This window comes from Nonomuraea antri, from assembly GCF_013283785.1.
Taxonomy (GTDB): Bacteria; Actinomycetota; Actinomycetes; order Streptosporangiales; family Streptosporangiaceae; genus Nonomuraea; species Nonomuraea antri.
The window spans coordinates 1-25,837 of sequence record NZ_JABCPZ010000088.1; the positions used below are offsets into that span (position 1 = coordinate 1).

The 25,837-nt window shown below is 70.6% G+C and carries 21 protein-coding genes; 12 read left to right on the forward strand and 9 right to left on the reverse strand.

The features are described from left to right. The first annotated feature begins 127 nt into the window (after positions 1 to 127). From HII36_RS26710 to HII36_RS26730, 5 genes are all read left to right on the forward strand, one after another. The gene (locus HII36_RS26710) at positions 128 to 802 is read left to right on the forward strand and encodes a response regulator (protein ID WP_173526001.1); all 675 of its coding nucleotides are present in this window, start codon (positions 128 to 130) and stop codon (positions 800 to 802) included. Positions 803 to 900: 98 nt separating this feature from the next. Further along, positions 901 to 3,900 (forward strand): AfsR/SARP family transcriptional regulator, encoded by a 3,000-nt coding sequence (locus HII36_RS26715; protein WP_328807910.1) that lies wholly within the window; start codon positions 901 to 903, stop codon positions 3,898 to 3,900. Positions 3,901 to 3,990: 90 nt separating this feature from the next. Then, positions 3,991 to 5,418 carry a hypothetical protein gene (locus tag HII36_RS26720; RefSeq protein WP_173526002.1) on the forward strand — a complete coding sequence of 476 codons (1,428 nt, stop codon included), beginning with the start codon at positions 3,991 to 3,993 and terminating at the stop codon, positions 5,416 to 5,418. 124 nt (positions 5,419 to 5,542) lie between these two features. Continuing rightward, complete coding sequence (locus tag HII36_RS26725; RefSeq protein ID WP_173526003.1) at positions 5,543 to 6,211, forward strand: M15 family metallopeptidase; 669 nt, start codon at positions 5,543 to 5,545, stop codon at positions 6,209 to 6,211. A 28-nt stretch (positions 6,212 to 6,239) separates the two neighbouring features. Beyond that, the gene (locus tag HII36_RS26730; RefSeq protein ID WP_173526004.1) at positions 6,240 to 8,873 is read left to right on the forward strand and encodes a tetratricopeptide repeat protein; all 2,634 of its coding nucleotides are present in this window, start codon (positions 6,240 to 6,242) and stop codon (positions 8,871 to 8,873) included. Here HII36_RS26730 and HII36_RS26735 read toward each other — a convergent pair. Then, positions 8,813 to 9,460, reverse strand: a complete 648-nt coding sequence (locus HII36_RS26735) for a response regulator transcription factor (RefSeq protein WP_173526005.1) — start codon at positions 9,458 to 9,460, stop codon at positions 8,813 to 8,815. The genes HII36_RS26730 and HII36_RS26735 overlap by 61 nt on opposite strands. Before the next feature lie 283 nt (positions 9,461 to 9,743). Here HII36_RS26735 and HII36_RS26740 point away from each other — a divergent pair, with 283 nt between their 5' ends. After that, on the forward strand, positions 9,744 to 9,983 hold the full coding sequence (locus HII36_RS26740) for a hypothetical protein (RefSeq protein WP_173526006.1): 240 nt from the start codon (positions 9,744 to 9,746) through the stop codon (positions 9,981 to 9,983). 105 nt (positions 9,984 to 10,088) lie between these two features. Here HII36_RS26740 and HII36_RS26745 read toward each other — a convergent pair whose 3' ends face one another. Further along, a complete protein-coding gene (locus HII36_RS26745) occupies positions 10,089 to 10,769 on the reverse strand; it encodes a TIGR04222 domain-containing membrane protein (RefSeq protein WP_173526007.1) in 681 nt (226 codons plus the stop codon). A 229-nt stretch (positions 10,770 to 10,998) separates the two neighbouring features. Between HII36_RS26745 and HII36_RS26750 the strand changes: the two genes are divergently transcribed. Both HII36_RS26750 and HII36_RS26755 read left to right on the forward strand, forming a co-directional pair. Continuing rightward, positions 10,999 to 11,904: an SAM-dependent methyltransferase gene (locus tag HII36_RS26750; RefSeq protein WP_173526008.1), complete on the forward strand. Its 906-nt coding sequence runs from the start codon at positions 10,999 to 11,001 to the stop codon at positions 11,902 to 11,904. Beyond that, entirely contained in the window at positions 11,895 to 13,076 is a 1,182-nt protein-coding gene (locus HII36_RS26755) for a glycosyltransferase (RefSeq protein ID WP_173526009.1), read from the forward strand. The genes HII36_RS26750 and HII36_RS26755 overlap by 10 nt, the downstream gene beginning before the upstream one ends. A gap of 78 nt (positions 13,077 to 13,154) precedes the next feature. On the opposite strand, the gene HII36_RS26760 is transcribed toward HII36_RS26755, so the two are convergent. Further along, positions 13,155 to 13,850, reverse strand: coding sequence for a sulfotransferase family protein (locus HII36_RS26760; RefSeq protein ID WP_173526010.1), 696 nt, complete (start codon positions 13,848 to 13,850; stop codon positions 13,155 to 13,157). A 203-nt stretch (positions 13,851 to 14,053) separates the two neighbouring features. Between HII36_RS26760 and HII36_RS26765 the strand changes: the two genes are divergently transcribed. After that, entirely contained in the window at positions 14,054 to 14,941 is an 888-nt protein-coding gene (locus HII36_RS26765; RefSeq protein ID WP_217370000.1) for an MBL fold metallo-hydrolase, read from the forward strand. A 16-nt stretch (positions 14,942 to 14,957) separates the two neighbouring features. Here HII36_RS26765 and HII36_RS26770 read toward each other — a convergent pair whose 3' ends face one another. Beyond that, a complete protein-coding gene (locus tag HII36_RS26770; RefSeq protein ID WP_173526011.1) occupies positions 14,958 to 15,413 on the reverse strand; it encodes a hypothetical protein in 456 nt (151 codons plus the stop codon). Between the two features lie 132 nt (positions 15,414 to 15,545). Further along, a complete protein-coding gene (locus HII36_RS26775) occupies positions 15,546 to 16,550 on the reverse strand; it encodes a GlxA family transcriptional regulator (RefSeq protein ID WP_173526012.1) in 1,005 nt (334 codons plus the stop codon). A 52-nt stretch (positions 16,551 to 16,602) separates the two neighbouring features. On the opposite strand from HII36_RS26775, the gene HII36_RS26780 reads away from it, so the two are divergent. Beyond that, positions 16,603 to 16,998: a cupin domain-containing protein gene (locus HII36_RS26780; protein ID WP_173526013.1), complete on the forward strand. Its 396-nt coding sequence runs from the start codon at positions 16,603 to 16,605 to the stop codon at positions 16,996 to 16,998. A gap of 34 nt (positions 16,999 to 17,032) precedes the next feature. Here HII36_RS26780 and HII36_RS26785 read toward each other — a convergent pair whose 3' ends face one another. After that, entirely contained in the window at positions 17,033 to 19,204 is a 2,172-nt protein-coding gene (locus HII36_RS26785) for a SpoIIE family protein phosphatase (protein WP_173526014.1), read from the reverse strand. A 358-nt stretch (positions 19,205 to 19,562) separates the two neighbouring features. Between HII36_RS26785 and HII36_RS26790 the strand changes: the two genes are divergently transcribed. Further along, positions 19,563 to 19,769, forward strand: coding sequence for a hypothetical protein (locus HII36_RS26790; protein WP_173526015.1), 207 nt, complete (start codon positions 19,563 to 19,565; stop codon positions 19,767 to 19,769). 78 nt (positions 19,770 to 19,847) lie between these two features. Then, on the forward strand, positions 19,848 to 22,406 hold the full coding sequence (locus tag HII36_RS26795) for a right-handed parallel beta-helix repeat-containing protein (RefSeq protein WP_173526016.1): 2,559 nt from the start codon (positions 19,848 to 19,850) through the stop codon (positions 22,404 to 22,406). A gap of 187 nt (positions 22,407 to 22,593) precedes the next feature. On the opposite strand, the gene HII36_RS26800 is transcribed toward HII36_RS26795, so the two are convergent. From HII36_RS26800 to HII36_RS26810, 3 genes are all read right to left on the reverse strand, one after another. Beyond that, entirely contained in the window at positions 22,594 to 23,601 is a 1,008-nt protein-coding gene (locus tag HII36_RS26800; RefSeq protein WP_173526017.1) for a helix-turn-helix domain-containing protein, read from the reverse strand. A 122-nt stretch (positions 23,602 to 23,723) separates the two neighbouring features. Beyond that, a complete protein-coding gene (locus HII36_RS26805) occupies positions 23,724 to 24,704 on the reverse strand; it encodes an alpha/beta hydrolase (protein WP_173526018.1) in 981 nt (326 codons plus the stop codon). A gap of 63 nt (positions 24,705 to 24,767) precedes the next feature. Continuing rightward, the gene (locus HII36_RS26810; RefSeq protein ID WP_173526019.1) at positions 24,768 to 25,820 is read right to left on the reverse strand and encodes an alcohol dehydrogenase catalytic domain-containing protein; all 1,053 of its coding nucleotides are present in this window, start codon (positions 25,818 to 25,820) and stop codon (positions 24,768 to 24,770) included. Positions 25,821 to 25,837 lie beyond the last annotated feature (17 nt).

The window sequence follows — 25,837 nt, forward strand, 5'->3', positions numbered from 1 at the left end:
GGTTCGGGCTGGTCGGGATGGCCGAGCGCGTGGCACTCTTCGACGGTACCCTGGAGGCCGGCCCGCGCCCGGGCGGCGGCTTCCGCGTCCACGCCACGCTGCCCGCAGGGACGGAACGGGTGAGTTCATGACGACTCCGCTGCGCGTCGTGGTCGTCGACGACCAGGAGCTGGTCAGGGCCGGGTTCGTGGCCCTGCTGTCGGCCACCGCCGACCTGGAGGTCGTCGGCGAGGCCGGGCAGGGCGAGGAGGCCGTGCGCCTGGTCCGCGCCACCCGCCCGGACGTGGTGCTGATGGACGTGCGCATGCCGGTGCTCGACGGCATCGAGGCCACCCGCCGCATCACGTCCGACCCGGCGTGCGCCCGGACCACGGTCGTGGTACTGACGACCTTCGGCCTGGACGAGTACGTGTTCGGGGCGCTGCGCGCCGGCGCCGTGGGATTCCTGCTCAAGGACACCCCGCCGGCCGAGTTGCTGCGCGCGGTGCGGGTGGCCGCCGACGGTGACGCGATGTTGTCGCCGTCGATCGCCCGCCGACTCATCGAGACGTTCGCCGTCACGCCGCCCGCCCCGGCGCTCGCGCACCTGCCCGAGCTGACCGAACGCGAGGCCGGCGTGCTGCGGCTCGTCGCCCAGGGCCTGTCCAACGCCGACATCGCGCAGCGGCTGCACATCGGAGCCGCGACGGTCAAGACGTACATCAGCAGGCTGCTCACCAAGCTCGACGCCGAGACCCGCGTCCACCTGGTGATCCGCGCCTACGAGTCGGGCCTGATCACGCCGGGCGCCCCGGCCTCGTGATCCGCACCGGAACCGCGGCCGGCGGTTGGCCGATCGCGCCGACATCGTTCACAATGGCGGCATGATCTTCGGGGGGCGACGGAGATCCGGGGTGACGGGTGACGGTGGAGTTTCGGCTCTTGGGGCCGGTCGAGGTCGTGGCCGGGGGAGCCGCGGTGCCGGTCGGCGGGTGGAAACCGCAGACCTTGCTGGCCGCGTTGCTGCTGGAACGCGGCCGGGTGGTCCCCGCCACGCGCCTGATCGACGTGATCTGGCCGCATCAGCCGCCGGACACCGCGCGGGCGGTCATCCAGACCTACGTCAAGTCGTTGCGCCAGGCCCTGGCCGGGCACGGGCTGCACGACGTGATCGTCACCAGGGCGCCCGGGTACCTGGCCCGGACGTCCCCGGGAGAGCTTGACCTGGACGTCTTCGAGCGGCTGGTCGCCGAGGCCCGCCGGGCGGCGACCCCGCAGTCGGTGGCCGACCTGCTGGAGAGCGCGCTGGCGCTGTGGCGCGGCCCGGCCCTGGCCGGGCTGGAGGACTCGCTGCTGGCAGGTGAGGCGGCCCGCCTGGAGCAGCTACGCCTGACCGTCACCGAGGAACGCATCGCCGCCGACCTGGAGCTGGGCCGCCAGGAACGGCTGCTGCCCGAGCTGGCGGCCCTGGTGGCCGGGCACCCGGCCAATGAACGCCTGCGCGGCCAGTACATGATCGCCCTGTACCGGCTGGGGCGGCAGTCGGACGCGCTGGCCGCCTACCGGGAAGGCCAGCGGGCGCTCATGGACGAGCTCGGCGTGGACCCCGGCCCGGAGCTGTCGGGCATCCACCTCTCGATCCTCCGCGCCGACGACGGCCTGCTGGGCAGGCCCGCCGAGGCCGTGACGCGGACGGCCGTGCCGGCGCAACTGCCGGTGGTGCCGGCCGACTTCACCGGCCGCGCCGCCCAGATCGCCGCGCTCACCGAGGCGCTGATGCCGCGTCCGGGCACCTGGGCCGGGCCCGTCCAGGTGATCGCCGGGCAGGGTGGCAGCGGCAAGTCCACGCTGGCCGCCCGGGTCGCCCGCCAGCTGGCCGGGTGCTTTCCCGACGGTCAGATCCACGCCGAGCTGCGCGGCACGACCGAGGCGCCCGCCGAGCCTGCCGAGGTGCTGGGCAGGTTGCTGAAGGCGCTGGGCGTGGACACGCCGAACCTGCCGGTGAGCCTGGAGGAGCGCGCCGAGCGCTACCGGGCAATCCTGGCCGACCGCCGGGTGCTGATCCTGCTGGACGACGCCGCCTCGGCGAGCCAGATCCAGCCCCTGCTGCCCGGCAGCCCCACCTGCGCGGTGCTCGTCACCGCCAGGGACCGGCTGGGCGGCCTGGCCGGAGCCGGGCATCTGGATCTCGACGTCCTGGACCTGGATGAGGCCGTCGAGCTGCTGGAGCAGATCATCGGCGCCGACCGCGTACACGCCGAGCGCGACGCGGCCCGCCGGATCGCCGAGCACTGCGGCCGGCTTCCGCTGGCGATCCGCATCGCCGGCGCCCGCCTGGCCACCCGGCAGCGCTGGCCGCTGCGCCTGCTCCAGGACCGGCTCGCCGACGAGCGCCGCCGCCTGGACGAACTGGTCATCGCGGACCTGGCCGTCCGGGCCAGCTTGCATCTGAGCTATCAGAGCCTGGAACCCAGGGTGCGGGAGGTGCTGCGGCGCCTGGGGTACCTGGGCGTGCCCGAGTTCGGCAGATGGGTCGTGGCCTGGCTGCTGGACTGCGCTGAACAGGAGGCGGAAGACCTGGTCGAAGGGCTGGTCGACGCCCACCTGGCGGACGTCGGCAGCGTCGACGATCTCGGCGTGGTGCGGTACCGGATCCACGACCTGGTACGGATCTTCGCCAGGGAGCGGGCCGAGGCGGAAGAACCGGTCGCGCCGCAGACCGAGGCCGTGGCCCGGGTGCTGCGCGGCTGGCTCGGCATGATCGACGGGGTGGTGGCCGACTCGCCGCCGGATGAGATCCAGTGGGAGCGCCCGGCGGTCGACGTCCTGAGACCCGGGACGGTCGCCGCGACCCCGGAATGGTTCGAGGCCGAGCAGCCGGCCCTGGTGGTGGGCGTGGAGCGGGCGGCATCCCTGGGGCTGCACGACCTGGTGTGCCACTTCGCCTCAGCCCGGATGGGTCCCTCGTTCCTGGGCGTCAACCGCTTCGAGGCCCGCGAGCGCATCAACGCCGCCGCCCTGGCCGCCGCCCGCCGCGCCGACGACCTGCGCGGCGAGGCCATCATGCTGGCCGAACTGGGTCAGCTCCGGTACCTGCAAGACCGCTTCGCCGAGTCGAAACATCACTTCGGCCAGGCCCTGGACGTCTTCCGCCGGCTCGGAGAGCCGCACGGCCAGGCCGTGGCGCTGGTCGGCCTGGCCGCCGTCTGCCGCGAGCCCGGCCGTCTGGCCGAGGCCTCCTACTTCCTGGACCAGGCCGCCGCCCTGGTCAGGCGAACCGGCGACGAGGCCGGGATCGCGCACGTCCAGCGCCTGGCCGGCTCGGTGCGCCTGGAACGCGGCGACTTTCCCGGCGCCTGGGCCAGCCTGACCGAGTCGCTCGCCGCCTACCGGCACCTGGGCAGCAGACGCGGCGAGGGGCTGACGCTGCGCACCATGAGCCTCCATCACCGCGCGGTGGGGGAGTTCGACCAGGCCGTCACGACGGCCGAGGCGGCCGTCGCCATCTTCCGGCGCCTGGGCGACCGGCTCATGACCGCCTATGCCGTACGCGCCAGGGCCAAGGCGGAGCTGCGGATGGGCCGGGTGCGCGAGACGCTGGAGCCGTTGGAGTGGTGCCTGTCGGTCTGCCAGGCCATGGGCGACCGGTGGGGTCAGGCGATCACCCTGCGCACCCTCGGCGAGCTGCATCTGGCGGACGGCCGGCTGGATGACGCCGAGGCTTGCCTGGCGTCGGCGATCGAGCTGTGGGAGGCGATGGAAGCACCTCTGTGGCGGGCCCGCACGGAACGAGACGTGGCGCTCTTGCTGCGCGCGCGTGGCCTCGACGCGGCGGACGTGCTCGCTCGGGCCGTGCGCACCTTCCACGACCACGGCGCCCGCGAATACACCGAGCTCACCGCCGCGGGAAAGGGACTGTAACGGCGGCTCCGCAGGCTTACAGCGAAGTTTCAGCGGCGGCCTCGACGCTCTCCAGTGTCAGCGAAACGCACGCCACTGGAAGGAAGCGCCATGAAAGCCCTGCGACTCATCCTCAGCAGCTTCATCGCGATCGCGATCGGCCTCATCGCGGCCGTGGTGACGACCGCTCCCGCCGCGGCCTCCACCGCCGGCGGCCAGATCTCCCGCTCCGAGGTGCTCAGCCGGGCCCGACATTGGTACAACCAGGACCCCGCCCGCTACGACGGCTCGGATACCGGCCAGTGGCTCGCCGACGTCGACGGAGGTCATCGATATCGCCGTGACTGCTCCGGTTTCGTGTCGATGTCCTTGCATCTGACGTCCAGCCCGAGTTCGTTCAACCTCAGCACCTCCACGTACGGGGTGCCGGTCGACCCGCGGGACCTGCGGCCCGGAGACTATCTGACCGTCGACGACGGCGTCGTGGGCGACTACCAGAACGGCCACGTGATCCTCTTCGAAGGCTGGGCGCCCGCCTACCCCAGGTTCACCTACTACGGGTTCGGCGGCACCGACGGACAGCGCAACGGACTGAGGCACCGGCTGGGCGACTTCAGCGGCGCCGCGACACCGGCACTCGGCGGCGCCTGGCCGCAGGCGGACGACGGCGGCAACGGCGCCGGCGTCACCGACGGCCATCCCACCAGCAGATATCAGGCCTTCAAGTACAAGAACATCGTCGACGACATCGTCGCCCCCGAGACGGGCCCGCTGGCGGCCGACGGGAACGGGCTGCGTCACGTCGCCCGCGGCCCGCTCGGCGATCTCGTCTACCGCACGAGGCACAACGGCACCTGGAACACGACCTCTCTCGGCGGGAGCATCGCCGGCACCCCCACCCTGCACAGCACCCCCTCCGGTGAGGTACGGGTCTTCGCCCGAGGAACGGACGGTCACTTGAAGTACTGGGCGTACGCCAACGGCGCGTGGAACACCGTCGACCTGGGTGGCTCCATCGCCGGTGATCCCTCTGCGCACAGTCCGGCGTCCGGTGAGGTGCGGGTGTTCGCCCGGGGTACCGATGGTCGGTTGAAGTACTGGGCGTATGCCAACGGCGCCTGGAACACGGCCGATTTGGGCGGTTCGATGGCGGGGGATCCCACCGCGTACAGTCCGGCGTCCGGTGAGGTGCGGGTGTTCGCCCGAGGAACGGACGGCCAGTTGAAGTACTGGGCGTACGCCAACGGCGGGTGGAACACCGCTGATCTCGGTGGCTCGATCGCCGGTGATCCCTCTGCGCACAGTCCGGCTTCTGGCGAGGTGCGGGTCTTTGCCCGGGGCGCCGACGGCCAGCTGAAGTACTGGGCCTATGCCAACGGCGCCTGGAACACCGCCGACCTGGGCGGCTCCATCGCCGGCGATCCCGCCGCCGTCACCACCGGCGACCGCCTGGTGCACGTCCTCGCCGCCGACGCCGCCGAGCAGGCCGTCTACTACCAGTGGAACGGCTCCACCTGGAGCATCCAGACGCTGAGCTGATCCTCGAGGAACTGCCCCGGGTCCCACGACCTGGGGCAGTTCCTCGCGTGGCAGGCCCGGCGAGCAGTTCCCCCCGGCGCAAGCGCTCCACGATCCCCATCCATCCGGCTCCACGAGGTGAACCATGCCTGAATTCGTACCGTTGTCCCATCCGGTGATCGTCCAGATGCCGGTGTCCGAAACCGATGAACCACTGGCCGACCTGCGCTCGCTGACGGCCCTGCGACTGGACCGACGCCTGGCCGACACCGAGGGCGCCTACGCGCACCTCCGGCTCGGTGTGGTGGATCGGCTGGTCCTCGCCCAGACCTCGCTGCCAGCCGGGATACACCTGCTGATCGTCGAGGGCTTCCGGCCGCTGACCCTGCAACGACGGTACTTCGACGCGCACGTCGCCAAGCTGCGGGCAGCCGAGCCCGAACGGGACGAGCGGTGGTACCACGAACGAGCGAGCCGGTACATCGCCCCGCCCGCGGTCGCGCCGCACGTCGCAGGTGCTGCCGTCGACCTGACGCTGTGCACGACCGACGGCGTCGAGCTGTGGATGGGCACCGAGATCAACGACACCGACACCGAGGCCTGCCACACGGCCAGCACCGCCATCTCCGCCGAGGCCGCCGAGCATCGTCGCCTCCTCAGCCGGGCACTGGCTTCAGCGGGCATGGTCAACTACCCCACCGAGTGGTGGCACTGGTCCTACGGTGACCGCTACTGGTCGCATGTCACCGGCGCGCCCGCCGCTCGGTACGGCCCCGCGAACCTGGTCCGACCGGAAGGCCGCAGGCTTTCCTGAGCCCGCTTTCTGGCGTATTGATGACAGCATGAAGCCGGAATCCTGGCGGAAGGCTGCAATCGTCGCGGGCGTCGTCGCCGTCCTGGCAGGAACCGCCTACGGGCTCTCGTTCACCTCCTGGTGGCGGGCACTGGCGAACAACGATGACGGCGCCTGGCAGATGGTGGGCCGCATCGACAACCTCTCGACGCCGATCGGCATCGTGATCGCGATCGCCTTCGGGCTCATCGCGGCCTACCAGGGTCGCAGGACGCCGGCGCCGTCCACGGCCACCGCGTCGGCGGAGCCCGGCGCCAAGCCGCGGAAGCGGGCGGACGACCCGTACAAGGACCTGCTGAACCACGAGAACGCCGCCGCGGAGCTCGCGAACAGACTGGCGAGCGGTGCTCCCGGCGTCGTCCTCGTGCAGGGCACCCCGGGCGTCGGAAAGACGGAGCTCGTCCAAGCGGTACGCAAGGACCTCCAGCAGCGGGAGCCGAACTCGCGCATCGCCTGGCACGACGCCCTGCCCGGAGAACCGCTGCGGATCGACACCCTCATCAAGGAGATCGAGGGCCCGGACGCGCCACCGGGGAGCGGCGCGGGCGCCTCACTCGCCCGGCTCAACGCGACGTTGGAAAGGTACGCCGGCAACCGCGTGGTCATCGTCATCGACTGCGCCGAGGAACTGCTGAACACGAACAAGAACAACGAGCTCGTCGACTTCGACCTGGACGAGGCGTTCGAGGCGATCGCCGGCAGGAAACACCATCACGTCACGGTGGTGCTCGTCACCCAGGAGCTTCCCCGGTCTCCCGCCAAGCTCGACTGGCCCGACTCGGAGCCGGTGATCCAGGTGGAGAAGCTGCCGGCCGACCTCTTCAACAAGTACCTCGATGGTCTCGACCGTGACAAGGCGTTCGAGCTGGACGCCGACGTACGCGAGCGACTGTACGAGACGCTCGGCGGCAACCTCTGGCTCGCCGAGCTCTTCCACGCGGTGCTGGCCGGCGGCGGCTTCGACGCGCGGGAGCTGACCGATCTCCTGTCCGGCATGCATCGCCCCGGCATCCGGCCGTTCCTCATCGGTCACCTCTACAGCGGTCTGAGTGACCTTCAGCGAAGAGCGCTCCGTGCCCTCGCCGCGTACGACGTGCCGGTGGACGTGATGAGAGTGGCCAAGCTCTTCGACGGTCAAGACCAGGTGACCGTCCAGAACGCGTTGTCCGAGCTCAACCGGCGCCACCTGGTGCGCAAGGGCGACGACCGGCGTTACTACCTGCCCCAGTCCACCGCCCCCGACTGGGTGGCGGCGGCGGGCATCTCGGCGGACGACGAGGAATGGACGAGGCTGCTCCGCGCCGCCGCACGCGAGCTCGGTCAGATGCAGCCCGAGCTGACCGGCGTCGAGGACATGCATCTGTACGACGCGGAGTTGCGCGCGCTCATGAGACTCCACTGGTTCGACGAGGCCCATGAAATGGTCGAGGATCTCGACGAGAAACTGCGCGAATGGAACTGCGGTTACCGCCTTTTCGACCATCGGAAGAAACTCATCGACCAGCTCACCGAGCCGCGCGATGAAATGACGAACTTGAACGCGCTCGGGGATCTGTACGCCGCCGGCGGTGATTTCCGTGAGGCGGGCATCGCCTACGAACAGGCGCTGAGCCTGAGCACCCGGCTCGACCTCGACGACGCCACCATGCGGATCCGCAGCAACATGGCGGAGATGTCCTGGAGACGCAACCTGACAGAGGACGCCTTCCGGCTCTACACAGAAACGCTGGCCGAGGCGGAGCGGCGCGGCGACCAGCGCGTACGCATGGGCGCTCTGGAAGGGCTGGCCAGATGCCACCGGCGCCGGGGCGAATACGCGTCGGCCATGAAACGCGCGAGGAAGGCGCTGTCCATACCGCTCCTGGAGGACTATCCCGGGGACGAGCGGGCGATGAAGTTCGCCTCGACCAGGCTGGTCCAGATCAACCTGCGACTGGCTCGCTGGCACGCCGAGCTGGGCGAAAGGCCCGAAGCCAGGAAACGGCTGGCGGAGGCGGAGCGCGCGGTGCAGCACCGTTGGCTGGAGGCCGCCTGCCTGGATGGTTGGGCCGATCACCACCTGTACGCCAACGACTTCGCACAGGCTAGGACGACCGCGGAGAAGGCCGTCGAGAAGGCCATGCAGAGCCGTGACCCCACCACCCTGCTGCAGGCGCGGACCACGCTCTGCTTCGTTCACCTGAAGCTGGACGACCTTCCCGCGGCGATGTGGCAGATCGAGCGGGCCGAGCGCTACCGAACTCCCGGCCGCTCGCTCATCGTGCTCGCCCTCCACGCGCTCGTGGCCAGGAAACGGCGCGACGTCGGAGCAGCCGCGAAACTCTTCGGCGACCTGCACGAGCAGGCGAGCATCAGGATCACAGGCGCCAGAAACGCCCCTGGCACGGGCGACGAGAAGGACTTCGCCGCCTGGGACCTCAAGGGATTCGCCCTCTGCGGCCGGCGGCTGGACGACGACCGCGAGCTTGACACCGCCATCGCGGCATTCCGCAGGGCCAGGAAGGTGGCCGAGGCGACGCCCGGCCTGGTCGCCCGGCTGAAGGAGTTGGTCGTGCTCCTCGATCAGTGCCGTCCCGGCCGGCTGCGTTCCGTGCTGGACGCGTTCGACGAGTTCGGGCCCTGAGCGTCGTCCCGCAGCCAGCCCTGCTCCTGCGCGCGGACGATGGCCTGGATGCGGGACCGCACCCCCATCTCCTTGTAGAGGATCTGCAGCATCCGGAACATCGCCCGTTCCGAGTAGCCGACCTGGTCGGCGAGCCGGGCCACGGTCGAGCCCGCCGCCAGCTCGCGCAGCCAGGTGAGCTGCTCCCGCGTGAGCGCGTGCGCCGTGGAACGCGCCGCGAAGGCCCGCGCGGAGGCCGCCGCCCCCGTTGCCCCCGCCGCCAGTTCGGCGGCCACGGACGCCGGCATGACGGCCTGCCCATCGAGCGTCGCCGCCACCGCGCGCCGCAGCGCCTCCTCGCTCACGCCGCGCAGGAGCACCGAGCGGGCTCCCGCCCCCAGCGCCCGCAGGCCGAGCACCGCCGACTCCTCGCCGATCAGGGCGATCACCAGGTGCGTCCTGGACGTGTCACGCAGCTTCTCCAGCAGCCGCCAGTCCTGCTCGGACTCCAGGGTCAGCAGCACCACGTCTTGCCGGCCGTCGCTCATCCAGGCCAGGACGTCGTCGGGGACCTCGACCTCGTACCCAACGGAGGACAGGGTGGTCATGACCCCCTGCTGGAAGAGTGGCAGGGGGTCGACGACAGCAACGCGCACGGTCACCGGCGACCGAGGATCCCTTCTCGTGAGGCCACGGCGGCCCGCCGACGGCACGGCAGGCGCGGGCAGCCTGGCGAAGTCGGGCTCCAGCTTTCCAGGAGCACGCCGTCCATCGCGAACATCCGGTCAGTTTCCTGCCCATGGTCGTCAGGTTTCGCCTGGGTTCTGTCGTGGACCTGCAACCGCTGCTGTCCCTAGCGTCGGTAGGTCCAACGACAAGCGGGGAGGCCGAATGGTCCTTGACGACGAAAACGATTCCGGGATCTTCCATTCCACCCGGTACACCGACCAGGAGCACACCCACTCGGATGCGCTGCCCTCACTCTCGTGGGATGTCCGCCAAGCCATCGCCACTCTCGCCAGGCAGAACCGGGGGTGGGGACCCAAGCGCATCCTCAAGGAGCTCCAGCTCCAGAATGTGAACCTGGACATGGTCAAGGCAGTGCTCGCGGATCTGAAGCTCCACCGTTAGAGGGGTGATCGACGTCAACGGTCCGTAGGACGGGCGCTCTGTCCTGTTCGGGGGACGGGACCCCTCAGCACCCGGCGACCCATCGCTCCGGGACGCCGCGCGGGATCACCAATGGTGCCCATCAGGATCTTCACGACGCCGCCTCAGGGCCTCATGCGTGGCACGCGGCATGGAATGGTCGTCGCCCGTGAAAATCAGGACCGTGCCGATCACCACCGTCACGCCCGCCGTGAGCATCATCGGCCCCGCCTCCGGCCGTCCGTCGAGGTAGTAGATGAACCCCGCCACGACAAGAAACATCGGGCTCAACGTGGAAATCAACGTGAAATGCTCGTGCAGTGCGGCGACCCACCGCGAATAGAGCAGCCCTCGCCGTACGAGACCGCGCCGAATCCCTCGCACCTGCCGGCGCACCAGGGACGACTCCATGATCTGGTACAAGTCCAGTGGGCCGGTTTCGACGCGTTCGGCCAGGACCTGTGCCACCGCTCGGGCCAGCGGGTGGAGCTCAATCCCAGGTGGCGGAGCATCCGGCTTGCTCGAATACCACTCGCCATCCTTTTGGATCAGGCCCAGTTGCTGGAGTTGAATCAGCGCACCGGAGACCACCCACCGCTGCTTGTCCTGGTTGTCGAGGTACAGGTACTCGTAGTCGTCCAGCTGTGGTCCGTCCGGCGGCTGTAATCGCTTCGCCCACCAGATGGCGGCGATTCGCTGGACGAACGCGGCGATCGTGATCACGAAGCAGATCATCGTGATCAGGTGGAGCAACCTCGCGTCGTCCACTCACGTCTCCGTCCCGTACGCCATGCCAGCCATTCTGCGGCAAATCCGGCGTCAAGCTCCTCCAGGCGGTTCTGGCGACACGGCGCTGAGTCGATCATCTTGGAGCTCCAATTACTTAGGGTGTGATCACGTCACTCTTCGTGGTCATCGTCGCTGGTCAGGAGGATCATGGCTGCTCACGCACGTCCCATCACGGCGCGGACGACGGAGCGAACGAACAGGAGAAGCGATGAAATCCATCAGTGAGACGGCGCGCTGGGTCGCCTGGGCGCGGGCCGAGGAATCCCTCAGACCGGCGGGCCTCTTCGTCGACGAGCTGGCGGTGGAGGTCCACCGCAGGTTCCCCGCCGACCAGCCCCTGCCGAGCAAGGCACGCGCCCGGTTCGTGATCAGGACGCGATTCTTCGACGACTACCTGACGGCGCTGGCCCGGGCGGGTGTGGCCCAGGTGGTGCTGCTGGCCGCGGGCCTGGACGCCAGGGCCTTCCGCCTGGACTGGCCCGCCGGCACCCGGCTGTTCGAGGTGGACCTGCCGGGGCTGTTCGAGGAGAAGGAAAAGATCGTCGGAGCGGTGGGAGCCCGGCCCCGATGCGCACGCGTCGTCGTGCCCGCCGATCTGACGGATGCCGCCTGGACCAGCGAACTGGCCGCCGCCGGATTCGACCCGGGCGTGCCGACGGCCTGGCTGGCCGAAGGCCTGTTCTTCTACCTGACCGAGCACCAGGCTGATCAGGTGCTGTCCGGCATCGGCCGCTCGTCGGCGGCGGGCAGCGCGCTCGGCCTCGACCACGTCGGGACGCCGGTGCTCGCCGACGCGCAGTCCCGGCGGTGGCTGGCCTCGATGGACGAGCGCGACCGCGGCTGGCACTCGGCGGTGGACCGGCCGGAGCACTGGCTGGCCGGCTACGGCTGGCAGGCGGACGTACGCCGATCCACCGACGCGGACCTCGCGCACGGCTGCGCACTCGCCGAGGTCCGCCCGCCTGGCGAACCGACGAGACGGCACTGGCTGATCACCGCACGCCTGCGGGAACCCGCCTCCCCGCCAGACCGCACGGCGGCGGCAGCGGACGCGGGCCCGGCGGCGGCCGCGGGTCCGGCGGGAAACGGACGGGAGAGCACGTCATGCGGGTGATGTTCACGGCGGCCTGGGCGAGATCCGACCTGCGCACGATGCTGCTCATGGCATCGACGGTGGCCGCGGCCGGGCACGACGTCCTGGTCGCGATGCCGCCGCGGTTCGCCGCCTCGGTCGCGATCGAGGGTCTGCAGGTGTCGGCGGCCACGACCGACCCCGTCGAGCACTTCCGCCGCTATCATCTCGACGGCGGCCCGGCCGCCCATCACTGGTCCGTCGTCTTCACCGGCAGGGCCGTCATGGACAACTTCCACGCGCTGCTGCCCGTCGCCGGCCGTTTCCGTCCGGAGGTGATCGTGCGCGACGGCAGCGACTTCGCCTCCTGCCTGCTGGCGGAGTCCTTCGGGGCGCGGCAGGTCGTGGCCCCGACCGGCGTCAGCAACCGGCTGGACCCGGCCACCCTGCTGGACACGCTCAACGGCCATCGCAGGCGGCTCGGGTTGCGCCTGGCCGACGATCCGTACGACGTCTTCGGCTCCGACCTCATCGACCTCATGCCGCAGGACTACTCCTTCGCCGCCTACCCCGCCAAGCGGATGCTCCGATACCGGCAACCGGTGATCTCGGACCCCGCCGATCCCTGCCTCGCCCGGTGGCGGCCGTACCTGTCCACCGGCCGTCCCCTGGTGATGGCCGCTCTGGGCACGGTCCTGCCCGACATGACGCGGATGCGGCGCGAGGATGCGCACATGCCGGAGGAGATGGCGGCCAGGTACGACGCCCGGGCCCTGCTCCAGGACATCGTCGTCGCGCTGGCCGGGCTCGACTGCACCGCGCTGGTGGCGACCGGTGGCGTCCCCGTCACGCCGCCGGCCGGCGCCGACGTCCACGTGGTCGAGCACTTTCCGCAACCCGAGCTGCTGCCGCACGCCCGTCTGTTCCTCACCCACGGCGGCTACAACAGCATCAGGGAGGCCGTGCTGGCGGGCGTGCCCATGGTGGTCATCCCGCGCTTCGGCGACCAGCCGGCCAACGCCGAACGCGTCCAGCGCCTCGGCCTCGGCGCGAACGTGTCCCGCCCGGACGCGGCCGCCATCGCGGCGGTGTCCCGGCGGCTCCTGCGGGACGAGGAGACCCTCGGCCGAGCACGCGCCGCGCGACAGGCGATGCGCGGCCTGCCCCCGCTGGAGGCGTTCCCCGGCGACCTGGAGCGGTCGGCGGGGCGGTAGCCGGAGCGGCCGGCACCCGGCGACGCGGCCTCCGCCCGCCGGTCAGGAGGCGTCCGGCGACGCGGCCTCCGCCGCCGGTCAGGAGGCGTCAGGTCGCATCGCCGGTTGCCGGCCGATCTGCTCCTGCAGCTGCTGCTCGATCGTCTCCCGGTAGTGGCCGCCCTCGTTCAGATGCGGATAGGGCTGCGCGGGTACGGCCACCCCCAAGAACGAGCAGAGCGGCTCCCAGGTCATGCCCGGCCGCACGATCAGCAGGCGCGAGGGATCCACCGCGGCCCGCACGGCGGCGTTGTGCTCGTCGTAGACGCGGATCGCGTGGTCACGGTCGGCGAAGCGGCCCGCGAAGAACCGGTCCCAGACCAGCTCTCTCATGAAGGCCCCCACCTCGGCCATCCCGGGCACCACCCGCGCCGCCTCGGTCACCCACGCGTTGCGATTCTCCGAGCCGTAGACCCGGAAGATCGTTTCGGTCATGCTGTCGTACCACTGCCGCGGGTCGCGGACAGTCAGGATCACCTTCGCGTCGGGGAAGGCGGCCACCAGCTCCCGCCAGAACGCCGCCGACGGCCAGTCCACCGTGGCGTCGTACCCGGTGAACAACCGCCGCCACAGCTCGGGCGAGCCCTGTGCCGCCGCCGCGCGCCACAGGGGCAGGCGGTCGGCGCACTCGCGCATGTGCCGTCCGTGAAAACATGGCGCGAACCCCAGCCGCTCCAACGCCGCCTGCAGCGACGAGGTGCCGGTGCGCCCCAGCCCCGCCCCGATGACCCTCACGGTTCCGCGCCTACCGCGTGATCGTGTTCCATGCCTCTTCCTCTACCCAGCTCGGCGGAGTTTCAGCAGGTGAACGGCATCGTGGTGGGCGCTCGTCCTCGTCGCGGTCGCGGGCGGGCCGGAATTCGGTGGCTCTCCGCCGGGGCCGCTGCGAAACTGATCATCCTGAGCAAGCAGGTCCCCCGAGTCATTGAGGAGTGACCGTGTTCCCCTCCCGGCTGGAGCGCAAGCATCCCTTCCGCCAGTGGAAGACCTGGACCATGCCCGGCGGGCTGACGCTCACCGGATACTCGCGGGCCAACGACAAGACGTTCTTCCACGTGCCCGAGCTGAAACTGGCCCTGGACGCCGGGCTCGTGGAAGGCCGGCAGGTCGACACGGTCCTGCTCACGCACACCCACCTCGATCACTCCAAGGACCTCGACTTTCTGGCGACCCGCCCCACCGGGGTGGACATCTACGCGCCCGCGCCGGCGGCCGGCCACGTGCGCGACTACCTGCGCGCCACGACCGCGCTGAACCAGGCCGCCGCCTTCGACCCGGCCCAGGCCGAAGGCGTGCGAGTGCACGGGGTACGTCCGGAGGAGGAGTTCGCCATCGGCAAGGGCGGGTCGCATACCGTGCGCGTGCTCGCCACGGAACACAAGGTGCCCAGCGTCGGCTATGGCGTCGCGGAGAACCGGCGGACGCTGGCCCCCGAGTACGCCTCGCTCAAACAGACGCTGAGCCCGGCGGAGTTCGGGCGGCTGCTCGCCCGCGAACGGGCGGACGGCCGCGAGGTGGAGCGTCCGGTCCGGCGGCCGCTGTTCGCCTATCTGGGCGACACCCACGCCGACGCGCTGCCCCGCACGCCGTGGCTGACCGACTACCCGGTGATCATCACCGAGTGCACCTACCTGGACGACGCGGAGCTGGACCGGGCCAGGCGCGTGGGTCACACGGTGTGGAGCGAGCTGCGGCCGTTCGTGACGGCGCATCCGGACAACCTGTTCGTGCTGACCCACTTCAGCCTGCGCCACTCGGAGCAGGACGTGGTCGCGTTCTTCGAGAAGGAGGACCTGGCCAACGTCCTGGTGTGGGCGGTCGGGTGAGAACCTTCGCGGCGCGCTACTTGTAGTACTGCACCCAGTACTCGACGGTGTGCTTCTTGTCGAGCTTGAAGCCCGCGTAGTACGTCCCGTGGCCGGCGTTGTGGATGCGGACGATGCCGTATTGGCCGTTGCAGGACCACGTGCCGGACTTCGCCAGCGCCGAGCCCTGGCCGAAGCGGCGGTTGTACATGAGGTAGACCTTGATCTTCGAGTCGTTGCCCCAGCAGCGGGCCTTGACCTGCATCACCCGGACGCCGGAGAGCCGCTTCCAGTCCGTGGTCGTGAAGTACCCCTTGCGCGGGCCGATCGCCTCGTGCCGCTGGGTGTACCACTTGGCCATGGCCGTGGGGGCCGCGACCGTGCCGTGGGCGGCCGGCGCCGCGGCGGCCGCGACGGCCGGGGCGGGGGACGCGGTCGTCGCCAGGGCCAGACCGGCGGTGGCGAGGGCGAGGGAGATGTTCGCGATACGCATGTGTTCCTGCCTTTCGGAAGAGCCGGTGTCCATTGACGAGGAGAAGGTACGGCGGCGAAGGTTGAAGATCTGTTGAGTCCGTGTTGAAGGCGCTCCGGACGAGCCGTCCCTGTTCCGCGTGGCCCCGGGAGGTCAGGCCGGTCCCGCACCTGTTCCCGGGCCGAACCGGTGCCGGTATTCCACCGGGGTGAGCCCGATCTTGCGGCGCATCAGCGCACGCAGGTTGGCGGTGGTGCCCAGCCCGCTGTGCCGGGCGACCAGCTCGAACCGCGCCTCGCCCCGCTCGATCAGCCGGCACGCCAGGGCGAGTCGTTCCCCGGTGAGCCAGGCCAGCGGCGTGGTGCCCAGCTGCGCCTGGAAGCGGCGGTGCAGGGTGGCCGCGCTGACCGAGGCGCGCGCCGCGAGGTCGGTGACCGTGAGCGGGGCGTCCAGGTGCTCCTGAGCCCAGGCGAGGACGGGCGCCAGGGATTCGTCGGGCACCTCGGGCACCGGCCGCTCCACGAACTGGCGTTGCCCGCCGTCGCGGTGGGCGGCGAAGACGAGCCGCCGGCTCACCGAGTTGGCGACCTCCGCCCCGTGATCGCGGCGGACGATGTGCAGGCCGAGGTCGAGCGCGGCGGTGCTGCCCGCGGCCGTGAGGATGTCGCCGTCGTCCACGAACAACACGTCCGTCTCGAGCCGGACGGAAGGGAAACGAGCCCGGAAGGAGTCCGCCCACTGCCAGTGCGCGGTGGCCCGGCGTCCGTCGAGCACCCCGGCCTCGGCCAGGGTGAAGGCGCCGCTGCAGAAGCCGACCAGGCGGGCGCCGCGCGCGTGCGCGCGCCTGATGGCGTCGAGCACGGCGGCCCTTCTGGGCACCTCGACGTCCGGACGGTTCGGGACGATCAACGTATCCGCCGACTCGGCCGCCTCCAGGCCGGCGACGCCGGTGACGGTGAAGAACCCGTCCCTCATGAGCGTGCGCGGCCGGGGGGAGCACAGGCGGAAGTCGTAGAGATCGCGCCCGAGCTCGGGCCGCCGCAGGCCGAAGACCTCGGTCGCGCAGCCCAGCTCGAACGGGTTGGAGTTCTCGTCCACGATCACGACGACCCGGTGCGGGGCCGAGGTACGGGCAGCGTGCGAGGATTCTTGCGCCATGTGCTATTTCTAGCACTCACGCCGAGTGCGGCCGGTGGGCCAGGATCTACGCATGAGCATTGAACCCATCGCCCTCAGCAAGGCTCTGGCCTCCTTCGACGCCTTGTGGAGCCCGCGTATCGTCACGCGCGTCAACGACTACGACGTGCGTATCGCCAAGGTCGAGGGCGAGCACATCTGGCACGTCCATGACAACACCGACGAGTTCTTCCTGGTGCTCGACGGGGAGCTGTACATCTCCGTGCGTGAGCCCGAGGGGGAACGCACGGTCCGGCTGCCCGCGGGCGCGGTGTTCACCGTCCCCCGCGGTGTGGAGCACCGGCCGTCCGCGCCCGGCGGGGCCTCGATCCTCATGTTCGAACCCGCGGGGACGCCGACGGTCGGCGACCGCCACGCCGAGATCCCCGACCACATCGACGTGACGACAGGGCACGCGCTCGGCTCCTGAGACCGGTACGCCGCCGGACCGGCCGCGGACCCGCCTACGCGGTCGGTGACTGGTCGTGTTTCAGCAGCAGCAACGCGATGTCATCGGCGTGCCTGCGGCCGGTCGGGCTGTGGCCGAGCAGCGTGTCGGTGAGTTGCCGCAACGGCTCGGCCCAGGCCCGGGCGAGGTGCTCGGTGAGAGCGTCGATGCTGTGGTCCAGGTCGACGCCGGGCACCTCCACGAGGCCGTCGGTGTACATCACGAGGATGGCCTGCGGCGGGAAGGGCACGTTCACCGTGGGGTAATCCGCGTCCGAGTCGATGCCCAGCAGCGGCCCGACGGGTACGTCGATGACCTCGGTGTGCCGCTCCGGCAGGCAGAGCAGGGGCGGCGGGTGGCCCGCGCTGGCCGCGCAGAACGTACGGAGCCGCAGGTCCACGTGGACGAGCAGGCAACTGGTGAACAGGTCGGTGCCCAGTTCGATCATCAGGCGGTTGGCGTGCCGCAACACCTCGCCCGGGCCCGCGTCGGTGACGGTGAAGGCGCGGATGGCGGTGCGGACCTGGCCCATGAGCGCCGCTGCCGTCATGTTGTGGCCCTGCACGTCACCGATGACGGCCGCGATCACGCCGTCGTCGGAGTCGATGAGGTCGTAGAAATCGCCGCCGATGCCGGCCTCGCGGGTCGCGGGCACGTACCTGGCGGCGGTCTGCAGGCCTTCGACCTGCGGCAACGCGCGCGGGAGCAGGGCGGTCTGCAGGCTGTGGGCCAGCCGGTCCTTGATCTCGTACAGCAGCGCGCGATCCAGCGCCTGGGCGATCAGGCCGGCCAGCGCGCTGAGCGTGGCGCGTTCCTTGGGCCTGAACCCGTGCGGGTGCGTGAAGGCCAGCAGGCAGACGCCGATCCGCTGCTCCGACACCGTGAGCGGCAGGAACGCCCAGGCGGCCGCGTCGTCGACGCGCTCGGTGTCCGGGTAGGCGTTCCTGAGTTCCTCCCAGCTGCCGAAGAACAACGGGCGGCCCGTCCGCATGACCCGTTCGGCGGGGGTGAGCAGCGTGATGGGCAGGCTGTCGAACCGGTCGAGCACCTCACGGCTGTATCCGCGCGAGCCCGCGACGCGTATCACGTCGCCCTCCGCCACCAGCAGGGCCATGGCGTGGACGCCGTACACCGGGATGACGTGGTCGGCGACCAGGTCGACGACTTCGCCCACGTCCAGCGCCCGGGTCAGGATGGAGGCCAGGTGCAGGTGGTTGCGGGAGTCGCCCAGGGGCAGCGGCTCGTCGTCCGGGGCACTGACCGGGACGGGCTCGTCCGTCTCGGCGGGCGTGAGGCGCAGGCTGATGCCGGACGGCGTCGGATACAGCCGGACCTCCACCCGTCGGCCGTCGGGGAGACCGGCGAGATGGGAGTCGCTCTGCTGGCCGATCAGCGCGGCCCGGCAGCGATCCTCGAACACCGGATCACGCAGCCACGGCACCCGGTCCCACAGCCGGCAGCCCAGCGCGGGCATGCCGGCGAGACCGAGAATCCGCGTCGCGGCGGGGTTGCAGAAGGTGATGCGGCCCTCGATGTCGATGGCGGCGATGCCATCGGTGAAGCGGTCGACACACTCCAGCGCGGACGCGGCCTGCTGGGCGTCCGCCAGGGCGGGGGCACGCGAGGTGAGCGCGCGCGGCTGTCCCACGGCCCGCAGCCGATGGCCGGACTCCGCCGCGTCCGTCACCAGCCGCCCGAGTCGCCGGCTGGTGCTGTTGATGGTGGTGAGTTCGTCCGGGGAGAGGTCTTCCGGGTGGGTGGCGGGCCAGATCAGTGCCCACGATCCGGGCGTCCGCTCGCCGCCGGAGACGGGCGCGGCGGCGATGGCGTAGGCGTAGGGGACCGACAGCGCCGTGCCCGGGAACCTGCGGGCCATGTCGTCAGGGCCGGACACCCAGATCAGCTCGCCGAGCCGGACCGCGGCGGCCACCGGGGCGTCGGCGTCGGCTCTGATCCGCGCCCAGGGTTTGGCGCCCCAGGTCGGCAGGCCGAGTTCGGCCTCCATCAGCAACATGTGCTCGGCCTCGTCCAGCAGGTACAGCGCGGCCAGGTGGGCCCCGGTCCGGGCCGCCGCGTCGAGCAGGGCTTCGTCCACGGCCGCCGCCACGTCCTCGGCCGCGCGCGAAGTGTCCCGCCCGGGACCACCGCCGTCCGGCATCGGCCTTTCCGCTGGTAGCCGCTGCGACATACGTCAACGATACGCAGCCGAGCCGGAACCTATCCGCGTGCTGTCCTCTTTAGATGCCTACGAAAGGAGACGCTTGCTTTTCGGAGGCCGTGGCCTGACCTGTGCGCGTCTGCTCCGGGGCCTGATCTCACTTCCCCTGGCGTGCACGTAACACTCACCGAACGGGGGAGAGGCGACTACGACCGGGCGCCGCCCAGGCCGGCGGCGCGGGCACGGGTGCGCGCCTTCGGCCGCCGGTGATCCCGGATTCGTGACTGCAGATTTCTTGCAGCCGTTCTGCACACCCCACCCGCGATCTTGCCAGGGGAAGCGCGCGAGTGCGCTCCGGAATGCTCGCAAGCAACAGGAGAATCGGCCGATGCGCAGAACACTCGTCATCCTCGACGCCGGGCCCACGCCGTCGGCGGGCAGGCCGTCAGGCGAGCGGCGGGGATCGCGGGAGCGGTTCAGGTACCGGTGCGTCTTCTCCCCGGCATCCACCCGGGACGACGAGGGCGCCGTGCTGCGTGCCGGCCGCCCCTGCCACGACAGCCGGAAGGGATTTCAGATCTACCGAGCCCAGTGACTTCCGGTGTCGCGGAACCCTTTACCGGCCCTAGTCTCTCTCCGCAACGTGGCGATGTCCGATGCGGAGGTTCAAAGCTTGAAAGGCAAGATGGTGAAATTACCCCCGATCTCTGCGCTGACCGCGCTGATGGTGCTGATGGCACTGTCGGTCGCGGGAGTGATCGTGTCCCCTCCGGGCCAGGCCGCCGCCGCGGCGGCTCCGCCCTGGCCGACCTCGGCGCCCGCCTTGATCTGCGGCAACGCCGACGTACTGACCGGGCCGTCCACTCCGCCCGCGGGGGCCATCACGGTTCCGGCCGGCGACAACGAGGACTTCGACTTCGGCCAGCGGGGCGCGACGTACTGGTTCGCGCCCGGAGTGCACACGTTCGGAACCGGCAAGTACAACCACATCAACGTGGTCGAGAACACCACCTTCATCGGCGGCCCCGGCGCGATCATGGACGGCCGCAGGCTCAACAAGTACGCGTTCGTCGGCGACGTCGCGAACGTGACCATCAAATATCTGACCATCAAGAACTTCGGCCTCGACGACCCCAGCGACAATCGCAACTTCAACGAAGGGGTCGTCAACCACGACACCGCCCCGAACTGGACGATCTCCTACAACACCATTTCCAACAACGACGGCGCCGGCATCTACATCGGCAGCAACAACGTCGTGTCCTACAACTGTCTGAAGGACAACGGGCAGGTCGGCTTCGGCGGTTACCGTCCGCCGGTGGAGAACGACTCGTCCCAGAAGAACCTCGTACTCGACCACAACGAGATCGTCGGCAACAACACCGACGACTGGGAGAGCCGGGTCTCCGGGTGCGGTTGCACCGGCGGCGGCAAGTTCTGGGACGTCAACGGCGCGCGCGTGACCAACAACTACGTGCACGACAACAAGGGCCCTGGCCTGTGGGCGGACACCAACAACATCGACTTCCTCTTCGAGGGCAACTTCATCGACCGCAACGACGGTGAAGGCATCTGGTACGAGATCAGCTACAACGCCACGATGCGCAACAACACCATCACCCGCAACGCGTGGGAGAGCGGCCGGCGCAATCAGGGCTCGCCAGGCCCGGCCATCTACCTGTCGGAGTCCGGCGGCGATTCCCGCCTGGCCAGCACGGTGAGCGGCGCCGCCGCCATCCGCATCTACGACAACCTGATCCAGGACAACTTCTCCGGCGTGTCGATTTTCGAGAACGCCGACCGCTTCTGCAATTCCAACGGCAACACCAGTTCGGGGTACTGCACGCCGCTGGTCAGGCCGACGCAGATTCCGAAGCCGTACGACAAGACCCACGCCAACCCGATCAACAGCAGCCACCCCTGCTACACCAGCGTCGAGAACGAGCCGTACCTGACCGACTGCCGCTGGCACGCGAAGAACATCGAGGTTCGGAACAACGAGTTCCGCTTCGACAAGACCGTCGTGCCGTGCGCCGGCCCCTTCTGCGGCGCGCAGGCGCTGATCGCGGCCGGCCTCAACGACATCCCGTGGTCGCCCTACACCGCCGCGGACGTGCTGAACGACGTCATGTTCGAGAACAACAACAAGTTCCACGACAACCGGTACCACGGCGACTGGCGGTTCGCGAAGGGGTACGGCGACACGGTCTCCTTCAACTCGTGGCGGGCCGCGCCGTTCAACCAGGACGTCGGCAGCACCTTCGACGGTGACGCGGGCGGAGCGCCGATCAGGTCGAGCGACCTGGACGAGGACACCGCCAGGCTGTGGACGTCCATGGGCAAGTGGCAGGACTGGTACTCCGAGACGGCCACGCTCTCCACCGACGCGGCCCACGGCGGCAGGTACGGTCTGCGGGTCGAGGTGACCGGCGGGTCCGGCTGGGGAGTGGGCACCAGCAACTGGCCGGGCTTCCGGACGACCCCCGGCCCCAAGAGGATCGGCCTGTGGGGCAAGCTCGGATCGGGTACGAATCTCCAGCCGAAGATGAGGGTCAGGTGGCTGGACGGCGGCGGGACCACCCTCCAGACCGATGACGTCACGCTGCCCGTGCTCACCGGCACCTGGCAGGAGGCGTCCGCCCTGGTCGACGCGCCCGCCGGGACCGCGACGGCGCTGGTGACGCTGCACGGCGCCGGGAGCACGGGCAGCGTCGTCCACCTGGACGACTTCACGGTCGGCCCCGCGTCCGACACTCCGCCCCCGGACGGCCCCAACCTCGTGGACGCCGACACCGCCGGGGCGGGACCGACGGTGGGGAAGTGGCAGTCCTGGTACTCCGCCGACGTGGCCGTGTCCACCCAGGCCGCCCACTCCGGCACCGGCAGCCTGGGCGTCACCCTTACCGGCGGTCCTGGCTGGGGGATCGCCCTGTCCAACTGGCCGGGCTTCACCGCCGCCGCCGGTGACAAGCTCGTCAGCTACTGGGGACGGCAGGGAACCGGCGCCGTCTCGGGGGTGACCCTCCGCATGAAGTGGTTCGACGCCGGCCAGACGCTCCTGAAGACCGATCTGGTACCGCTGACAGCGTTGACCGCCGGCTGGCAGCAGGCGACCGGCTACGTCACGGCCCCCGAAGGGACGGCGACCGTACAGCTCGAGTTCTACGGCAGCTCGGGCACCGCGAACGACAGCGTGTACCTCGACGACCTGCTGATCACCGACGTCGCTTGACCGGGCGGTCGGCGCCGAGCGCGCTCTCGGCGCCGACCGCCCCTGGATCCGGCTGGACGACCACCGGCGCCGCGGTCGGCTCGGCCTTGATCGCGGCTGCGATCGCCGGACGGCGGTGAACATCCGCAGCCGTACCGAGCGCTTCGCACCCCCCCTGAGATCCGGCGCGAAGCGGTCGCGACCAAGGTCAGCCGCGTGTCGAGCGCACCGCGCGGCGGATGTTCAGCGCGAGCAGTGCACGAGTGCGGCCCTGCGGGCTGGTCAGTGACCAGCCCAGCAGCTGCTCGAGCCGGGTGAGCCTTTCCTGCAGGGTCGAATGGTGCACGTGCAGGAGCGAGGCCCCGGCCCTCAGGCTGCCGGCCCGGGAGACGGCGTCGAGGGTTTCGTATGCCCAGCAGGCGTGTTCGTGGGCGCGCTCGATCGCCACCACGTCGGCGGGCACGGTCTTCGTCGTGATCAGCGCCTCGACGATCTCGATCAGCGATCCGGCGTCGTCCGCGTTCACGAACCGCTCGCCTGGATCGTCGGGAGTTCCGTCCGCGGTGAGCAGCAACGCCACCCGCGCTCGCCGCCATGACTCCGACGCGCGCCGTGCGGGCACGCACGGCCCGATGCCGGCCCGTGCGGCGCCGATCTGGCGCGGGACGTCCGCCGCGTCCTCCGGGTGCTCGGCGAGCAGGGGGCCTTCGTCGGTGGCCACGAGCCGCAGGGCGCTGGATTCCGACAGCCCGAGGTTGCGGAGCGCGTTCGTGCGGGTGTCGGCGTCCGCGTTCTCGTCGATGAGCACGCGGACCCACGCCTCCCGGTCCCTCGGGCGCGCGTCGAGCGGCCGCCCGAGCGTCGTCGACGCGGCGAGAAGCGCCCGTTCGAGGATGAGGGCGTGCAGTTCTCCCATGTCCTCGTCGCCGCCTGCGGCGAGCCCGATGCGCAGTGAGCCGTCCTTCGACGCGACGTGCGTGCCCGGCGTGGGGAAGACCTCGGTCGCGGCCGTCGCTCCGTCGGGGGTGAAGCTGAGCCGGACGTCGTTGACCCGGTCGATGAACTCCGCGTTCCGGCCGGAGAGCACGGCAGCGCCCCGGACGATGGCGTTGATGCCCGCGCCGCCCTGAACGAGCCGGTCGAAATGGGCGATCACCTTCAGCGCGTTGGCGGCCTCTGGCGCCAACGCCGACACACGCGCTGTGATCTCGAGCATGATCCCGGCCGTCCAATCTCAAAGCCCAGGATACGCGGGGTAACGCCCTGCTCAGGACCCGCCGGGTCGCCCGCGGCGGGCCCCTTCCCGCGGGCCACTTTCGCGGGCGACCCGAGGCGGGTTCAGGCCGTCCCGAGAATCCGGCGGATCCAGTTGTCGCGGGCGGCGGACGCCGCGCGCGAGACCGGTGCCGAGGGCACCATGAAGTCGGACGCGTGGTAGGCGCCAGGCCAGACGTGCAGCTCGGTGCTCACCCCGCACTCCCACAGTTTCGAGGCGTAGGCGACGGCGGCGTCGCGGAACACCTCGTTGGCGCCGACATCGATGAAGGTCGGCGGCAGGCCGCTGAGGTCCTGCGCCCTGGCCGGCGACTCATAGTCGCTGACCTCGCGATCCTCGTGCCCCTCGCCGAGGATGAGATCCCAGGCGAACCGGTTCGTCTCGCTGGGCCACGGGTCGAAGGCGCCGTTCGCCGACGTGAACTGGCGCGACGACACCGTGCGGTGACGGTCGTCGAGCATGGGGCAGCGCAGCAGCTGGGCGAGCAGTGACGGCGAGCCCTCGTCGCGTGCCATCAGCGCGACGGCGGCCGCGATCCCGGCGCCGCCGGAGGCGCCGCTCAGGATCAGCCGTCCCGCGGCGAGCCCGAGTTCGGCGGCGTGCTCGGCGACCCACTTCAGCCCGGCGTGGCACTCGACGGCGGCACGCGGCGCGCGCGCCTCGGGCGCGAGCGTGTACTCGGGGGAGACCAGGACCAGCTGGTTGCCGGTGATCAACTGGAACACCTCGGGCAACAGCCCGGAGAACCGGTTGCTGAGGATCATGCCGCCACCGTGGATGTCGTACAGGCAGGCGAGCGGCTGGGTCGCGGCGCGCGGCCGGACGATCGACAGGACCATCTCGCCGCCGGGGACGGGGACGGTGCGCTCCTCGTGCACGAGATCGTGCTGATCGAGCTGCTCCTGGAACATCTCGATGGTCATCTCCGGTGCGCCGCGCAGCGCCTGGAACACCTCGTGATCGGTGATCAGCGGGGTGAACAGGGTGCGGTCGGCGACCAGCAGCTCGGGGTCGTACGGTGGTAGCGCCATGGCGTCTGTCATGCGAGTGCTCCGCTCTGGTGACTGTCGTCCGAGGATGTTCTTGGCCCGCGCCGGGGACGGCGGTCAGCCGATGCGGATGAGGATCTTCGAGCCCTGACCGGCACGCAGCGCGTGGATGGCGTCGACGACGTCGTCGAGCTCGCGCTCCGTCACCCAGCCGGTGGTCTCGTAGCCGCCCTGGGCCATCGCCGCGATGATGCCGTCCCAGTCGTCGGGCTGATAGCCGACGGCGCCGACGATCTCACGCTCGCCGATCATGAGATCGGTCGGCTGGATCTCGGCCGGTCGTTCGTACGCGGCGACCTCGACCATCCGGCCCCCGGGCGCGAGGCTCGCCACGCCCGCGGTGAAGGCGGCGGGCGCTCCGGCCGCGTCGATGACGACCTGCACGCCCTCGCCGCCCGTCAGTTCGCCGACGGCCGCGGCGAGGTCGTCGGCGACCGGGTCGATCGTCCGGGCCCCCAGCGCGGCGATCGCGGCGCGGCGCTCGGCGTTCGGCTCGGACACGAGCAGCTTCTCCACGCCCCGGGCGCGCAGCGCGTTCCATGCGCCGATGCCGATCGGCCCGGCCCCGAGGACGAGCGCGGTTCCGCCCGGCCGCACGCCGCTGCGCACCATCGCGTGCCAGCCCACCGCCATCGGTTCGACGAGCGTCGCCATGCGCAGCTCCAGGCCCTCCGGGATCAGGTGCAGCTGCGAGACGCCGACCACGACGTACTCGGCCAGACCTCCGCCGTTCGCGTTCGTGCCCAGCGAGGCCATCAACCGGCAGGTCATGGGGACGCCGCCGCGGCACGAGGCGCACTCCCCGCAGGTCGCCACGATCGGGTGCACGGCGGCGCGATCCCCGACCTCGACGCCCGTGACCCCCGGTCCGAGCTCGACGATCGTGCCGCCCAGCTCGTGCCCCAGGATCTGCGGCAGCTTGGCCCCGGTCAGCGGGTGCGGGGTCTCCAGGTCGAACGGGTTCGACTCCGGGCTGAAGTAGGTGTGCACGTCTGATCCGCAGATGCCGGCGTAGGCGACGCGCACCTTCACCTGTCCCGGTCCGGGGGTGGGCTCAGGCGCCTCCTCGATCCGGAGGTCTTCCTTGCCGTAGAACACCGCGGCTTTCATTCGTCTCTCCTTCGAAA

What these genes read in the sequence shown, in the direction of transcription:
- HII36_RS26710 (WP_173526001.1), top strand. Translation starts at nt 128, where the DNA reads ATGACGACTCCGCTGCGCGTCGTGGTCGTCGACGACCAGGAGCTGGTC.
- HII36_RS26720 (WP_173526002.1), top strand. Translation starts at nt 3,991, where the DNA reads ATGAAAGCCCTGCGACTCATCCTCAGCAGCTTCATCGCGATCGCGATC.
- HII36_RS26725 (WP_173526003.1), top strand. Translation starts at nt 5,543, where the DNA reads ATGCCTGAATTCGTACCGTTGTCCCATCCGGTGATCGTCCAGATGCCG.
- HII36_RS26730 (WP_173526004.1), top strand. Translation starts at nt 6,240, where the DNA reads ATGAAGCCGGAATCCTGGCGGAAGGCTGCAATCGTCGCGGGCGTCGTC.
- HII36_RS26735 (WP_173526005.1), bottom strand. Translation starts at nt 9,460, where the DNA reads ATGACCACCCTGTCCTCCGTTGGGTACGAGGTCGAGGTCCCCGACGAC.
- HII36_RS26740 (WP_173526006.1), top strand. Translation starts at nt 9,744, where the DNA reads ATGGTCCTTGACGACGAAAACGATTCCGGGATCTTCCATTCCACCCGG.
- HII36_RS26750 (WP_173526008.1), top strand. Translation starts at nt 10,999, where the DNA reads ATGAAATCCATCAGTGAGACGGCGCGCTGGGTCGCCTGGGCGCGGGCC.
- HII36_RS26755 (WP_173526009.1), top strand. Translation starts at nt 11,895, where the DNA reads ATGCGGGTGATGTTCACGGCGGCCTGGGCGAGATCCGACCTGCGCACG.
- HII36_RS26770 (WP_173526011.1), bottom strand. Translation starts at nt 15,413, where the DNA reads ATGCGTATCGCGAACATCTCCCTCGCCCTCGCCACCGCCGGTCTGGCC.
- HII36_RS26775 (WP_173526012.1), bottom strand. Translation starts at nt 16,550, where the DNA reads ATGGCGCAAGAATCCTCGCACGCTGCCCGTACCTCGGCCCCGCACCGG.
- HII36_RS26780 (WP_173526013.1), top strand. Translation starts at nt 16,603, where the DNA reads ATGAGCATTGAACCCATCGCCCTCAGCAAGGCTCTGGCCTCCTTCGAC.
- HII36_RS26785 (WP_173526014.1), bottom strand. Translation starts at nt 19,204, where the DNA reads ATGTCGCAGCGGCTACCAGCGGAAAGGCCGATGCCGGACGGCGGTGGT.
- HII36_RS26790 (WP_173526015.1), top strand. Translation starts at nt 19,563, where the DNA reads ATGCGCAGAACACTCGTCATCCTCGACGCCGGGCCCACGCCGTCGGCG.
- HII36_RS26800 (WP_173526017.1), bottom strand. Translation starts at nt 23,601, where the DNA reads ATGCTCGAGATCACAGCGCGTGTGTCGGCGTTGGCGCCAGAGGCCGCC.
- HII36_RS26805 (WP_173526018.1), bottom strand. Translation starts at nt 24,704, where the DNA reads ATGACAGACGCCATGGCGCTACCACCGTACGACCCCGAGCTGCTGGTC.
- HII36_RS26810 (WP_173526019.1), bottom strand. Translation starts at nt 25,820, where the DNA reads ATGAAAGCCGCGGTGTTCTACGGCAAGGAAGACCTCCGGATCGAGGAG.